Source organism: Siphonobacter sp. SORGH_AS_0500, assembly GCF_002838835.1.
In the GTDB taxonomy this organism is placed as follows: domain Bacteria; phylum Bacteroidota; class Bacteroidia; order Cytophagales; family Spirosomataceae; genus Siphonobacter.
In genome coordinates, this window is sequence record NZ_NHPP01000004.1 from 1 (window position 1) to 14,607 (window position 14,607).

General features: G+C 46.8%; 10 protein-coding genes and 1 pseudogene. 8 read left to right on the plus strand and 3 right to left on the minus strand.

Translation table 11 applies throughout. The features are described from left to right. Window positions 1-74: 74 nt before the first annotated feature. Window positions 75-1,802 carry a glycoside hydrolase family 9 protein gene (locus BWI96_RS05385; RefSeq protein ID WP_106635672.1) on the minus strand — a complete coding sequence of 576 codons (1,728 nt, stop codon included), beginning with the start codon at window positions 1,800-1,802 and terminating at the stop codon, window positions 75-77. A gap of 142 nt (window positions 1,803-1,944) precedes the next feature. Here BWI96_RS05385 and BWI96_RS05390 point away from each other — a divergent pair, with 142 nt between their 5' ends. From BWI96_RS05390 to BWI96_RS05410, 6 genes and pseudogenes are all read left to right on the plus strand, one after another. Continuing rightward, a complete protein-coding gene (locus BWI96_RS05390) occupies window positions 1,945-2,706 on the plus strand; it encodes a type III pantothenate kinase (RefSeq protein WP_106635673.1) in 762 nt (253 codons plus the stop codon). A gap of 150 nt (window positions 2,707-2,856) precedes the next feature. Then, window positions 2,857-3,468, plus strand: a complete 612-nt coding sequence (locus BWI96_RS05395) for a TetR/AcrR family transcriptional regulator (protein ID WP_106635674.1) — start codon at window positions 2,857-2,859, stop codon at window positions 3,466-3,468. A gap of 103 nt (window positions 3,469-3,571) precedes the next feature. Further along, window positions 3,572-4,885, plus strand: coding sequence for a TolC family protein (locus tag BWI96_RS05400; protein WP_106635675.1), 1,314 nt, complete (start codon window positions 3,572-3,574; stop codon window positions 4,883-4,885). Window positions 4,886-4,897: 12 nt separating this feature from the next. Next, window positions 4,898-5,431, plus strand: a complete 534-nt coding sequence (locus BWI96_RS22150) for an efflux RND transporter periplasmic adaptor subunit (RefSeq protein WP_232793586.1) — start codon at window positions 4,898-4,900, stop codon at window positions 5,429-5,431. Beyond that, complete coding sequence (locus BWI96_RS22155; RefSeq protein WP_232793587.1) at window positions 5,425-5,946, plus strand: efflux RND transporter periplasmic adaptor subunit; 522 nt, start codon at window positions 5,425-5,427, stop codon at window positions 5,944-5,946. The genes BWI96_RS22150 and BWI96_RS22155 overlap by 7 nt, the downstream gene beginning before the upstream one ends. Window positions 5,947-6,161: 215 nt before the next feature. Next, a pseudogene (locus BWI96_RS05410) lies at window positions 6,162-9,262 on the plus strand (efflux RND transporter permease subunit). 335 nt (window positions 9,263-9,597) lie between these two features. On the opposite strand, the gene dinB reads toward BWI96_RS05410, so the two are convergent. Further along, complete coding sequence (dinB, locus tag BWI96_RS05415; RefSeq protein WP_255400646.1) at window positions 9,598-10,674, minus strand: DNA polymerase IV; 1,077 nt, start codon at window positions 10,672-10,674, stop codon at window positions 9,598-9,600. 191 nt (window positions 10,675-10,865) lie between these two features. Here dinB and arfB point away from each other — a divergent pair, with 191 nt between their 5' ends. Beyond that, a complete protein-coding gene (gene arfB / locus BWI96_RS05420) occupies window positions 10,866-11,267 on the plus strand; it encodes an alternative ribosome rescue aminoacyl-tRNA hydrolase ArfB (RefSeq protein ID WP_106635677.1) in 402 nt (133 codons plus the stop codon). Between the two features lie 36 nt (window positions 11,268-11,303). Next, window positions 11,304-12,956 (plus strand): alkaline phosphatase PafA, encoded by a 1,653-nt coding sequence (gene pafA, locus BWI96_RS05425; RefSeq protein WP_106635678.1) that lies wholly within the window; start codon window positions 11,304-11,306, stop codon window positions 12,954-12,956. A 191-nt stretch (window positions 12,957-13,147) separates the two neighbouring features. Here pafA and BWI96_RS05430 read toward each other — a convergent pair whose 3' ends face one another. Next, entirely contained in the window at window positions 13,148-14,269 is a 1,122-nt protein-coding gene (locus BWI96_RS05430) for a Gfo/Idh/MocA family protein (protein ID WP_106635679.1), read from the minus strand. Between the last annotated feature and the right edge of the window lie 338 nt (window positions 14,270-14,607).

Consider the following 14,607-nt stretch of genomic DNA (forward strand, 5'->3'; position numbering starts at 1 on the left):
GCCCCGGTTTAAACCGGGGCCCGTTGCCTTTAAAGATGTTGAATTTAAATATAAAACCCCGCTAGGGTCGAAAATTAGTGGAATTTCCCCTGCAATGCCTCCATTGCTACGGCGAGATACACAAATGGAGCGTTCCAGTTAATGGCAATTTCATTGGAAGCATAAGAGCAGACCTCATCGGTAAAAGACTCATTCGGAAGTTGGTTGGGATAGGTGGGGCACTTATCCTGCTGCCCCGGATTAGGCCCACCCGAGAGCATTCCCGGAACGGGTTCCGGTACGCCATCCGCTTCAGAAAGCCGATGGTGGGGATGGAGGGGGGATTTGGACCCAGCTCCAGTTAGGAAGCAATAACCCGTCGCGTTTCGGCCTAGTAGATAATCCAGATTCGATAAAGCCCCTTCCAGGTATTCTTTTTTCGGACGCAGGCGGTAGGCGTGTAGTAAGGCAATGCCCTGGTTAGCGGCCACTGAACTACTTCCCCAGCTAAAATCCTTCGCCGTTTGTCCCATCACCGTTGCGTAATCCCCCGATGAATAGTTTGCAATCAGATCGTCAGCGGCTTTGAGTAATAAGTTTCGAATACCGTTAACTTCAGTTTGAGCAGCTTCGGGTAACTGAGTTTGCAGGCGAGTTAACGTATAATACCCTAATGTTCGAACCTGATTCCAGGAAGGCAGGGGAGCGTTTGGCTCTGGAATCCAGGCCAGGCGATATTGTTTGTCTTTCGTTAGGGCGTATAATTCTGCGGAAGCCCAGATCCATTCATCGCTAACCTGACGGTCGCCATAGGTACCCGTACTAACATCCGGGTCAAAATTCCTATTAATCTCTTCCTGCTCGTATAACACTTTCGGATGTTCCTTCGCCCAATTCCAGGCCTGCACAGCCCTGACCCGACACGAATCGGAAAGGCCCGGTAACTCCCTCAAAAGAGGCTTGAAAACCCGGGCGGCCTGAGCCATAACTGCTGCGAAGTCCAATGTAGCTGCCGTACTTTTCTGCACAACATAACGAACGGTTTTGGCTTCGTGAGGCATGATCATGCCGTCGAATTTGGCATTGGTTAGTTTATGATACACGCCACCGTCGTGAGGGTCCTGCATGGTTAACATCCAGCGAAGGTTAACTAAAACTTCATCCAGCAAATCAGGAATAGCATTCGTTTTTTCGGGAATATCAATCACTAACTTTCTTACGTAAGCGGGGTAATCTTCGTAGAGTGAAAGCAGCGTTCCGACGGTAATACCGGAGTTAACGATATACTTGTTATAATCCCCGGCATCATACCAGCCGCCGGGGGAGGAAATGACCGTTCCTGCCGGGCGTTCTTTCGAAGCTGCTGATGGATGAACGATCACTTTTGCATCCGAATGTCCCGCTGGGCGAGCCCATTTTCCCGCAAAAGGCTTACTTAATGCCGTTGATACTCGGTTGTAATAGAACATTTTTATACCAGCCTTAGCGATGGGGAGATGAACATTCGTCTGAATTTTGAAAGGATAGGAAGCTCCAATTTCGGGCACAACGAGCTGATAAGTACCCGGTTTTTTGAAAGCCGAGAAATCTGCGAGATGACTTTCTTTTTTAGAGTAAGGATTAATGCGGGCGGCTTCCGTTTTTCCCCGAAACACCGTATCCTTTCCTGACACAATGACAAAAGAAGAACCTTTCATGATGACGGCTCTCTTTAGGGCATTAGGATAAAATCCGACCTGATTCAGTTGGATGGATTCTGAGGCAGACTGGGCAAAACCTGAGTAACTACAGAAGAATACGAAAAGAAAAAATAGACGCTTCATAATAGATTTAAAGGACGGTTCTGATGGCAAGTTACGGGTTGGGAGTGGGATAAAGCGGTATTTTCGGGAAAGGGTAGTAGCTTTGATTGACGAAAAATGAACAGCAATTCTTTTTTGGCTAGTTTCCACTTATTTACTTCTCATGTTTCTTGCCATTGACGTCGGTAATACTGACATCGTTTTTGGAATTTATACAAACCAGAACTGGCTTCATCAGTTCCGGATTCCGACTCATTACAGTACGCGGCCCGCAGATTATGAAGCCCGATTACGGATGCTTTTTCTGGAGAATGATCTGAAAATCAGTGATATAAATCGAGTCGGTATTAGCAGTGTTGTTCCGGGAGAAACGGCTTTGATTCGTTCGCTGGTAAAAGAACTTTTTGTCTTAGAGCCTTACGTACTGGGGCCTGAAATTTACCCTCATTTGGGAATAGAACTGGCCAGCCCCCGTGAAATTGGGACGGACCTGGTGGCCAATGCCGTGTATGCCTGGTATACGTATCAGCAGAATTGCATTGTGGTTGATTTTGGAACCGCTCTCACGTTTACCGTGGTTTCCAATGCTCGAATTGTGGGCGTTAACATTGTGCCCGGTATTAAAACGGCTCTTCGTTCGTTATTTTCAAATACGGCCCAGTTACCCGAAGTGCCGCTGGAAATGCCAGCGTCAGCGATTGGTAAAAATACCGTTCACGCCATTCAGGCCGGGATTCTCTGGGGGTATGTGGGTTTGGTGAAAGAGCAGTTATTGCAAATTCAGAAAGAAGTAGGGCCTTGTAAAGTATTAGCTACAGGAGGGCTCTCTTCTGTATTAAAACCCTTGCACGAACTTTTTGAAGAAGTAGATATTAATCTCACCCTCAACGGCCTGCGGATCGTGGGTGATTTGATTCAGCGATGAAATTCGATTACAGATAATGGGTTATGGCTTGAATTTATACCTCGTGAATTGCAGTATTCAAGCATAAAGTTTTATTTAAATATGTATTTTAAACATGTGTTTAAAATTCTTTGTTAATTCTACACAAGTATTATTTATTTGCATCAGCATATGACAAGCCACCCAGTTGATACGGAAGAGAAGATCAAGGAAGCTGCTCAGCGAATCTTTCTTGAAAAGGGGTTTGACGGTACGACGATTCGAGATATAGCCGAAGCTGCCCAGATCAATACGGCTTTAACAAACTATTACTTCAGAAGTAAGGAAAAGTTATTCTGGCTGGTCTATGAGTCGTTGCTCAAGGAAGCCCTCAAAAGCGTGCAGGCTATTCTGGACAAGCCTATTGGTGTAAAGGAAAAACTGGTAGAATTGCTTGACCACATGTTTGAAGTACACGGCCAAAATCCAAATCAGGCCATCTTCCTCATGAACGAATGCCGACGGAATCCGCAGGGATTTGCTGATAAAATTGGTATTAACTGTGGAGCTATGGAGCAGGGGTTTATCCTGCAATTTGAAGAGGAAGTAAAGAAAGGATTAATCATCGACATTTCTCCCGATACGATATTCCCTCTGATTTTTGGACTAATTCAACAGATTTTCGCCGGGCGTGAGCTTACCATGCATTTATTCCAGATGAATGAAGCGGAATTTAACAAGCACGCACTGGAGCAAAAGAAAATTATTAAAGAAATGTTGTTAAAGTATTTATTCATCGAATAAAGGCCTCTTATTCAACCGAATGAGCCCTTTGGAAACAATGGGCTTTTCTTTTACCCTTGATTTAAACAAACGTTTAAATTATCTATTTTAATCAAATAATCCAATGTTACGCCTTCCCCTGTTGCTTTGCCTGAGTTTGCTGACAAGCGGGGTTTTTGCCCAGCAATTATCGCTGGAAGAACTTACCGAAAAAGCACTTACGCATAATCTGGATGTTCGCTCAAGTCAGCTTGAACAACAGATCACGGAGTCCCGAATCAAAGAAGTGAAATCATCGGCTTTGCCGCAGGTGAGCTTTGCCGGAGACTATAAATACTACATCAAGATTCCCGCTCAGGTCATCCCCTTATCCGCCTTCGGTGGCCCAGAAGGTGCTTATTCGGCGGCAGCTTTTGGCTTACCCTGGAACCTCGGGAGCACCGTTCAGGCCAATCAGGTGATTTATAATCCCGGAATTATGATTGGACTGAAAGCGGCGAAAGTGGGTCGCGAAGTATCCGAGTTGCAGATTCGTCGCACCAAGGAAGACATTGCCTATAACGTGGCTGTTTCCTATTACAATGCCCAGACGCTGGCCCAGCAGGTGCAGTTTCTGGAAGGGAACATCGAAGCCCTCGACCGCTCCATTCGCATTACCGACTTACAGTTTCAGAATCAGTTAGGAAAGGGAATTGACGTGGATCGGCTGCGGCTAAATAAAGTGTCCATGCAAACGCAAATCGAGTCTTTAAAGGCTGATTACGTAAAATTGGTAAGCCTGCTGAAGTTTCTGGCGGGTATTCCTCAACAGGACGAACTGACCATTAATAATACCATTCAGGAATCAACCGTGGTAGTGCCTACCTCGCAGGAAAGTGGCCTGAACCGGACGGAATTATTACTGCTGGATCGCCAGCAATTTGCGAATACGCTGGAACAGAAGAACATTAAAGCCGGATTCTTACCTACGGTTTCGGCCTATGGGGTAGCCAATCACAGCGTTTTTGCCATTGGCGGTGACCAGTCGTATCTGAAGGGCATTCCGGCGTACTGGCTGGGTCTGCAAATCAACTGGAATATTTTCGATGGGTATACCCGTCGTCACAAGCTTTCCCAGAAACAGCTCGAAGGACAACAATTGTCGCTCAACCTTCAAAAAACGAAAGAATCCATTTCGATGGATATTACCAATGCCCGAACCCAAATGTCGGTGCAGAACCAGAACCTGAAAACGTCCGAAGAACAGGTCAAACTGGCTCAGAAAGTATACGAACAAACGCAGCTTCAGTTCAAGGAAGGAACGATTGACATCAGTAACCTCATTCAAACGGAAAATGCCCTCCGCGAAGCTCAGAATAATTTCCTTACCTCATTAGTAAAACTCCGGACAGCTGAACTCGACTGGAAAAAAGCCACTGGTAATCTCATCACCCAATAGATCCACTTTTATATGAAACGCATTTTCGTAGCTATCGGTCTGGCAGCCACTATTGGTCTGACGGGCTATAAGTTGCTCGACAACAAGGAAAAAGTTGCCGCTAAAGTATATAAACCCGAAGTAAACCTGAAAGTAGGCGTTCGGACGGCTAAGGCTGAAGTTCGTGATCTTTCGCAGGAATCTCAGTTTTTAGGTTCGTTTGCGGCCAATCGCGAAATCGAAATTCGTCCGCAGGCGGGGGGTGAAATCGTTCAGTTACCCATCGTTGAAGGGCAGATGGTAGGAGCTGGAAAACTGGTAGCCAAGATCGACGACGATCAGTTACGTTTCCAGATTGAAGCCTTGCAGATTAGCATTGAGGGTTACCAGAATGACCTGAAACGGTACGAAGCTCTGGTTAAAGGAGATGCCACGCCCGCTGTGAATATCGAGAAAACGCAGCTCAGCATTCGCTCGACGCAGGCTCAGATCAAGCAATTACAGAAACAGCTTTCCCAAACCACCATTACGGCTCCTTTCTCAGGAATCGTTACTACTAAATGGTAGAAAAGGGTTCGGTGGTTTCTCCCGGAACGCCGCTGGCCAAAGTAACCGACATTTCTTCGCTGAAACTGGTCGTTCAGGTGCCTGAAAAAGCTGTGAATCAGTTCAAAATGGGCCAAATGATTTCGGTAAAAACCGAGGTTTATCCCGACATTGATTTCAAGGGGCGGGTATCGTTAATCGGTGCCCAGGGCGATGCCGCTCATAACTACCCTGTCGAAATTACCGTATTAAACACGGCTGCTCACCAGTTACGGGCGGGCATGTACGGCAGCATTGCCAATACGAGTGAATTAAAAGGACAGACTCTGTCCGTGCCTCGTCAGGCCATTGTCGGTTCGACGAAACAGGCTCAGGTTTACGTAGTAGAGGATGGTAAAGCTGTGTTACGCGACGTGAAAATCGGAGCGACCACAAACGATTACTACGAGATTACCAGCGGCATCCAGGCGGGTGAACAAGTCGTGGTGAGTGGACAAATCAACCTTCAGAATGGAACCCCCGTGGTGGCCCAATAAAGCAGAAGAAGCTTTGGTTTGAGCATTAATATCTAGACAGTTTTCAGCGTTAGTTTGGTGAGATCGTCCGTTCCCTTCAACCGATCTGTTTTTAAGGCCCTCTCCTGTGACTCAAACCTGATCAAACGGAATCTAATGTCTCAAACGACCAGAGTAACTTCCTAATAAACAGCATAGCAATGAATTTCATAGAGACCATCATTAAGCGGCCCTCGATGATTATCGTACTTTTTGCGATACTCACGCTGGGAGGGATCGCCTCTTATCGGCTGCTGAGTTACGAGCTGATGCCCGAGTTTTCGGTGCCGGTCGTAACCATCACGACGATTTACCCCGGTGCGGCTCCTTCGGAGGTGGAGTCGGAGGTAAGTAAGAAGATTGAAGATGCCGTATCCGGACTGGACAACATCGATAACATTACCACGAAGTCACTTGAAAATGCCTCGCTGGTTATCGTGGAATTTAAAGCCGGAACGGACATTGACAATGCCCTTGACGAAACGCAGCGGAAGATTAATAACATGGTGAGCGACCTTCCCGACGACGTGGAAACGCCTTCCTTATCCAAAATTTCCCCGAGCGATCAGCCCATTATGCAGTTACTGGCAACCTCGAATCTGCCCAACGAAGTGTTTTATCAGCAGGTTGAAGATCGGTATTTGCCCATTATGCAACAGGTGCCCGGCGTGGCTGAAATTACCATGGTTGGGGGTGACAAACGGGAAGTACGGGTAAACGTGAATGACGACAAACTGAATTATTACGGATTGTCGCTCTTGCAGGTAACACAGGCCATTAATCAGGCGAACATGGAATTTCCGACGGGTAAGGTAAAAAGCTCTTCGGAGCAGATTACGCTGAAACTGGCCGGTAAATTCTCCTCACTTGACGACATCCGTGATCTGGTGATTTCGACTTCACAAACGGGTAGCCCCATTCGGGTGCGTGACGTGGCGACGGTAGAAGATGGACTAGCCGATACCGAAAGCATCAGCCGCTTTAACGGTCAGAACGGAATTGGCTTGTTCATTAAAAAACAATCGGATGCGAATGCCGTAGAAATCAGCCGACTGATCCAGGAACGTTTAGCGACCATTGAAAAAGAAAATGAGAAAGATAAAGTTCATTTTACGATTGCTTACGACAGCAGCATTTTCACACTCGAATCGGTTGAAGCCGTAACGCACGACTTGATTCTGGCCGTTGTGCTGGTGGCGGCGGTAATGCTGTTGTTCCTGCATAGTTTCCGAAATGCCATTATCGTGATGGTATCGGTTCCGGCTTCGCTGGTGTCTGCCTTCCTGTTCATGGGTGTAATGGGTTATTCCCTGAACCTGATGACGCTGCTGGCTCTTTCGCTGGTAATCGGTATCCTCGTCGATGACTCGATTGTTGTGCTGGAAAACATTCAGCGACATTTGGAAATGGGTAAAAACCGCTGGCAGGCTACCCTCGATGGGGTAAAAGAAATTGGCTTCGCCGCTGTGGCTTTGACACTGGTAATTGTGGTGGTATTCGTACCGATTACAATGGTTAACTCCGTCATTGCCGACTTACTACGCCAATTCTCCTTAACGGTAGCCTTCTCCACGCTGATCAGTTTGCTGGTAAGTTTTACCTTAACGCCTTACCTGACTTCACGGATATCAAAACTGGAACACCTGAATCCGAAAAATCCTTTTCACGCCTTTCTGTTATGGTTTGAACGGGGACTAACGGGTCTGTCCAACTGGTACCATAATGCTCTGGTTTGGGTGATTGGACATAAAATTGCTTTTACCGGAATTCTGATTGCCCTTTTCGTGGCTACGGGCTGGGTAATGGGACTGGGCATCATAGGTCAGGAATTTGTGGCTCAGGGCGATCAGGGTAAATTTTTGTTAACCATGAAGCTCGATAAAAGTGCTTCGCTGGAGCAGAATAACCTGACGGCTCGCAGCATTGAAGATTACCTGCGGAAGAAGCCCGAAGTAGAGACGATTTTCGCGAACGTAGCGGGTGCGAGTACGGGCATGGCCAGTACCGGGCAAGGCGAAAGTAACCGGACGGAGTTGACGATTGAGCTGGGACCCGTAGAGGATCGTCCCGATCATTTATCGACCGAAAATTACATGATTGCGGTTCGAAAAGAGTTAACGAAAAAATTCCCTGGGTTGGAGTTTACCTCATCGGTCATCGGAATGGTAGCTACGGGCGAATCGCCCATTATGATGATTCTGAGTGGGGATAATCTGGATGAGCTGATGAAAACGGCTCAGGGTTTGGCGGATCGTCTGAAGAAAATTCCTGGATCGAACGACGTAAAAGTGTCGGTAGAGGCGGGTAACCCCGAAGTTCAGGTGCAGATTGATCGTGAGAAAATGGCGAAGCTGGGGCTGAATATTCAAACCGTAGGCGGACTGTTGCAAAATGCCTTTGCGGGTAATGATGATTCCAAATACCGGGACGGTTCCGAAGATTATGACATTCGGATTATGCTCGATGCCTTTGATCGGAAGAATCCCGAAGCCGTGAAAAACATTACGTTCTTTAGCCCTATCGCGAATCGTCCGGTGCGGCTGGCTGAGTTTGCGGATGTTCGTTTGGGAAATGGTCCTTCGTTACTCGAACGTAAAAACCGTCGGACGTCGGTAACGGTAACGGGTAATACCCTGGGCGTGGGTTCTGGAACGCTGATTAACACCATTAATGAAGATCTGGCGAAAAATCCATTACCTGCCAACGTAACCTTAACCTGGGGCGGCGACGCCAAAAACCAGAGCGAAGGGTTCGGTTCGCTGGGTCTGGCGATGGGTGCCGCGTTGATTCTGGTGTACTTCATCATGGTATTACTGTACGACAGTTTCATTTACCCGCTAGTCGTATTATTCTCCATTCCCGTGGCCATTATCGGAGCCTTAATCGCTCTGGCTTTGTCCTCTTCCAACATGAGTATCTTCGCTATGTTAGGGATGTTAATGCTGATGGGTCTGGTCATGAAAAATGCCATTTTGATTGTCGATTTCGCCAACCAGCTTAAAGCTCAGGGGATGTCTTATAAAGAGGCCATTATTCACGCAGGAGAGGAACGGCTGCGACCCATTTAATGACCACTATCGCTATGGTCATTGGGATGTTACCCATCGCTCTGGCTGCCGGTGCCGGTTCAGAATGGAAAAACTCCCTGGCCTGGGTATTAATTGGTGGATTAACCAGTTCCATGATCCTTACCATTTTCCTGGTTCCCATGATTTATTATCTGGTAGATCGGGTGCAGGAGAAGTGGGGAAGTAAGAAAAAGAAAGCAGTAATAGAAGTAGAGTCCGTTCCCGTATAAGCCCTGAAAACGAAGGGTGTCTTTCGTAAGAAAGGCACCCTTTTATATTTATCGTAGAGACGTCGATTTATCGCGTCTCAGCCGGGGAATGAAAATCACAGGGATGGTAACCTAAAATCGCCTTTACCTAGATGTTATGAATCGAAGTTTCTACAGTGATTTTTCTTTCAAACGTAGAGACGTCGATTTATCGCGTCTCAGCCGAAGAATGAAAATCATGTGAAAGGTAACCCGAAACCGTCTCTGTCGGGGAACGAAAAATATACAAAAGGGAACCGAAAACTGCCTCTACCCAGACGCCATAAATGGACGTCTCTACATAGTAATTCAGTATTCTAAAAATTAAACGTCAACTGTCGTCCTTCCCATTCGTCAGCCCCTTCCAGATTAGAAAGTGTAACCCCCATGAGGCGAATCCCCATGCGTAAAGGAAAAATGCTGTCGAATAAATCTTTGACAATTCGTTCGTAAAACGATTGCTCAGTAATGGGCTGGAGGCTCGTTCGGCTGCGGGTAATCTGCTCAAAATCGCCGAATTTCACTTTCAATGTGACCGTCTTTCCGTACGCATGAGCCCGTTCGGCCCGTCGCCATACTTCCTCCGTAATCGGCCAGAGTTCGTTTAGTAATAACTCCAGATCTTCCAGATCGCTCGAGAAGGTTTCTTCGGCTCCAATGGATTTACGAATGCGATCCGGATTTACCGGGCGATCATCCTGTCCACGGGCAATCTGGTAATACCAGCGTCCCGCTTTCCCGAAATGTTTCACCAGAAATTCCTGCGACTGAAGTTTTAAATCACCTCCGGTAAAAATGCCCATTTTGTGCATCTTCTCGGCAGTTACTTTACCGATGCCGTGGAAGTCTTTTACCTCCAGCGTTTCCACAAACTTTTCAGCCTGACTGGGTTTAATAATGAAGAGCCCGTCAGGTTTGCGGTAATCCGAGGCAATTTTGGCCAGAAACTTATTGAAAGAAACGCCCGCCGAGGCTGTCAGTCCGGTTTCTGCCTTGATCTGAGCCTTGATTTCTTCCGCAACCTGCGTAGCGGTTTCAATACCTTTCAGATTTTCAGTGACATCCAGATATGCTTCGTCCAGGGAAAGCGGCTCAATTAAGGGAGTATATTGGGCGAAAATATCCCGAATTTCCCGGGAAACCGCTTTATAGACCTCAAACCGGGGACGGACGAAAATGAGCTGCGGACATTTCCGAATGGCCGTTACCGAAGCCATCGCCGAACGAACCCCGAATTTCCGGGCTTCGTAGCTGGCGGCTGCCACCACGCCCCGTTCGCGACTCCCACCTACGGCCAGCGGTTTCCCCCGAAGGTCTGGATTATCCCGCTGTTCGACGCTGGCATAGAAGGCGTCCATATCAATATGTATGATTTTCCTAAATGTTGCCAAAATTCAGTGTGTAACTTTGGAGAGTTTTCAGTTGCTCGTTTTCTGTTTTCAGTTTTTGTATTGCTTTTGGGTTGAATCTGTTTTATTAACCAAAGACTAAGTAAATAATTACACTCGAATACTTTAATTACTGATGACTAGCCTTCGGAATCTGGTTTTAACTGAAAACTGCAAACCGTAAACTGAAAACGAAGATGTTTGACTTATCCTCTGAGCTACAATTCCAGACGAGCCGATCCTCGGGGCCGGGTGGTCAGAATGTCAATAAGGTTGAAAGTAAAGTGGAAGTTCGTCTCAATATTCCAGCTTCACAAATTCTTAACGAAGAGCAGAAGCAGAAGATTCAGCAACGCCTGAAAAGTCAGCTAACCACCGAAGGTGATCTGGTAGTTACTTCACAAGAGTCGAGGAGCCAGATGAAGAATAAAGAATTGGCAGTGAAGAAGTTATATGCAGTATTAACCAAGGCTTTTGAAGAACCCCGCGTTCGGAAAGCAACCAAACCTACCAAGGCTTCAACCCTGGAAAGATTACAAACCAAGCGAGTAGCTTCCGAGCGAAAAGCATCCCGTAGTCGCAAAAACTGGGAAGACTAAACGTTACCTTTTATTTTTGTCCCAAACGATTTCCACATGCATTCTTTCAAACTTAGTTTTCTGTTGCTGCTAAGTCCCCTCTTGTTAGTGGCACAAACCAAGAAGAGCGTCCAGCGAACCATGCCCGACCGCCCCAAGCTGGTGGTAGGGATCGTAGTCGATCAGATGCGTTATGATTTCCTGTTCCGCTATTCAGAAAAATACGGAAAAGGCGGTTTCAAGCGATTATTAGGCGAAGGTTTCAACTGTGCCTATACGCATTACAACTACATGCCGACGATCACGGCCCCCGGTCACACCTCCATTTATACGGGTTCGGTTCCGGCCATTCACGGGATTGTGGGCAATGAATGGTTTGACCGGAGCCTGGGCCGCGATATTTATTGTACGGAAGATACGACGGTAGTAACAGCGGGTAATAACCCATCGCCTGCGGGGCGGATGTCTCCCCGGAATGTATTAGCCAGCACCATTACCGATCAGTTGAAGATCGCGACGAATTTTAAATCCAAAGTCATCGGTGTTTCTCAGAAAGACCGGGGGGCAATCATTCCGGCGGGTCACACGGCAGATGGAGCGTATTGGTTCGATTCCCGCGATGGAAGCTTCATTACCAGTACCTTTTACATGAAAGATGTACCGAAATGGGTGAAGGATTTCAACGCTAAAAAACTGGCGAACAAGTACCTGGAAAAGCCCTGGACAACCTTATTACCCATTGAGCAATACACGGAAAGTACTGCCGATGATATGCCTTACGAGCAGCCTATTCCCGGCGAAAAGAAACCCGTGTTTCCCCACGAAGTAGGCGGAACCTTCCAGGGATTCTATGAGAACTTCCGTAAAACGCCCTTCGGTAACAGCATTACGAAAGATTTTGCTCTGGAAGCTCTGAAAAACGAGAAATTAGGCAAAGGCAATGTAACGGATTTCCTGGCGGTTAGTTTCTCTTCAACGGATTACGTCGGTCACAGTTTCGGCCCTAACTCCATCGAAACGGAAGATACTTACTTGCGTCTGGATAAAGACATTGAAGAACTTTTAACCTTCCTCGATAGCTGGGTAGGGAAAGAAAACGTACTCGTTTTCCTTTCCGCTGACCACGGTGTTGCAGACGTTTGGGGCTTCTCGAACGAACACCACATTGCAGCAGGTTCATTGGATAAAGTAACGTTGAAAGCCAGAAACGTGCTGAACCAGGCATACGGTGAGGCAGACTGGATTCAGTATTATGGTAATTATCAGTTATACCTGAATCCTGAAGTAATGAAGGCTAAAAAACTGACGTACTCAGACGTGTACCCGGTGTTACGCGATTCCATTGTACAGATGAAAGGAGTAGCCAACTTTGTGAATCTTCATTCACTGGAGGCTGTTTCCATGAATGATAATCAGGCCTATTTCGTTAAAAATGGCTACCATCCCCGTCGCGGTGGGGACTTTATGTTAGTCTCAGAACCCGGCTGGCAGGATGGCTACACCAAGGCCGGAACGGGTCACGGAACGCTTTATAACTACGATTCACACGTGCCTTGTCTGTTCTACGGTTGGAAAATCCCTCACGGACGCACGGGGGCTTCTACCTACGTAGCTGATATTGCGGCAACAGTTTCGTATTTACTTGATATTTTGGAACCAAGCGGTTGTGTGGGCAAGCCCGTACTGGATATGGTTGGACAAATCAAGTAGTTTTCGGTTGACCGTTTTCAGTTTACGAAAAATGCCCGGCACAAACCGGGCATTTTTCGTAGCATAATGTAGAGACGCGACTTTATCGCGTCTGGGTAAGAGGCAGTTTTGTTATGCCGAAATTATTTCCATTTCCCAGCCAGACGCCATAAAGTCGCGTCTCTACGTTTTTTATTTGATAAAGGAACGAATTACAATTTCAGGGCGATCTGTTTCCCGGTTTTTATCGATTCATAAATCGCATCAATGATTTTTAAATCTTTCATCCCTTCTTCGCCGTCTACCGGAATCACTGGTTTTTTATTCTGAAGGATAATCGCTGCCATTTCATCCATCTGTACCGTTTGATGGGTTACGACGGGCTGATTGATCTCGCCTTTATTGGTTCGCCCTTTCAGGGGACCATAACCCGTGGCAGGACTTAATTCAGCGAAGCCTTTATCTCCCGATAAAAAGAAACGATCGAGAAAATTAATATTATAACTGGAAAGACAGGAAGCAACGGCTCCGCTGGGAAAACCTAACTGAAAAGTAATGGTCTCGTCAACTCCTTCTTTAAATTTCTGCGGATCCGTCTTCGTTTCCTGAGCCGTTACCCAAATGGGGTCTTCGCCCAGCATGTATCGTGAACCATTGATGGCATAAATACCAATGTCCATCATCGAACCGCCACCCGCGAGTTGCTTGTTCAAACGCCATTGGCTCGGATCGCCGATTTTGAAACCCGATAAGCCCTGAAAGAAATTAACCTTACCCAGTTCTCCGTCTTTTCGCATGCGAACGACTTCAAGGGTAAAGGGTTCAAAATGCAGGCGATACCCTACTAATAACTTCACGTTTGCCTTTTTACAGGCATCGATCATATCCTGACATTCCTTCGCGTTGAGGCCCATGGGTTTTTCAGTAATCGCATGTTTCCCCGCTTTCGCTACCCGAATAACCTGATCCCGGTGCAGGGCGTTTGGGGTAATTACATACACCGCGTCGATGTCAGCATTATTCTTGATCTGATCGAAATTGTCGTAGTTATAGCAGTTCTTTTCGGGAATATTGTACTTAGTCTGCCAGTCTTTGATCTTCGAAGGAGTACCGCTGATGACTCCCACGAGCTTCGCCATTTTACTTGATTGCATGGCTTCGGCTACACGGCTGCCATAACCACCCAGACCCATAATGGCAACCCGTAACACAGGTCCATCATAGGGTTGTGATTCACGCAAAACAGAGGGAGCGGCGGCAGCGGCGTAAGATGTAAAGGACAAGGCAGCGGCGGAGGCCGTCAGTTTCTGTAGAAAGTCGCGACGTGATTGCATATTATAGAATTGGGTTTGAGGTAGAACAAGCAAATGACCAGGACCATTGCCCTGATTCAAAAATGATCATTTCTCCCTGATATACTTCTACGCATTCGTCGAAAATCCTATTCCAGCGGGGTTTAGAGCAGCCACCTTCTCGGTTTTGAGTTTTGAGCGACCGTCGCTACGGTTTTGAGTTTTGAGTTTTGAGTTTTCAGTTTTCAGTTTTCAGTTTTCAGTTTTCAGTTTTCAGTTTTCAGTTTTCGAAGAGAAAACTCGTAAAGGTAAGTGAGTTGTTTGAAAAGGGAATTATAACCCCGGAGGGGTTTAACATGAATAGTCCCGGTCTGGATGGA